Annotated in this window: 1 protein-coding gene; it reads left to right on the plus strand. The window is 40.8% G+C overall.

The genetic code is table 11. The features are described from left to right. Window positions 1-601 (plus strand): [protein-PII] uridylyltransferase family protein (locus CTN07_RS22595; protein ID WP_501037826.1); only part of this gene is annotated, 601 nt, incomplete at both ends.

The raw sequence follows: 601 nt of genomic DNA on the forward strand, positions 1-601 counted from the left end.
GTTGCTGAATGCGTTGATGTTGGCAAAGATGACCTAACCGTTGCAACAAACTTAACCGAAGCCCGTTATTTATGTGGCAATAAAGGCACCTATAACCATCTTATTGAATCCATTAATGATGGCGCATTCTGGCCAAGTCATACGTTTTATAAAGCCAAGTTAGAAGAACAAAAAAAACGCCACGCTCGTTATCATGATACCACCTACAATTTAGAACCTGATATAAAATCAAGCCCTGGCGGACTGCGAGATATTCATACCTTAAGTTGGGTTGCACGCCGACACTTTGGCGCCACCAGCTTATTTGAAATGAGTCGCCATGGTTTTTTAACTGATGCTGAGTATCGTGAATTGGTTGAATGTCAAAATGAGCTGTGGCGAATTCGCTTTGCATTACATATCGAACTTCGTCGTTATGATAATCGCCTTACTTTTGATCATCAGGCATCAGTGGCTAACAACTTAGGTTATCAAGGTGAAGGGAATCGTCATGTCGAAATGATGATGAAAGAGTTCTACCGCACGCTTCGTCGAGTAGCTGAACTCAATAAAATGCTACTACAGCTATTTGAACAAGCAATTATTACCCAACAAAAAGATA

This window comes from Photobacterium damselae (genome assembly GCF_003026815.1).
GTDB classification, from domain to species: domain Bacteria; phylum Pseudomonadota; class Gammaproteobacteria; order Enterobacterales; family Vibrionaceae; genus Photobacterium; species Photobacterium damselae.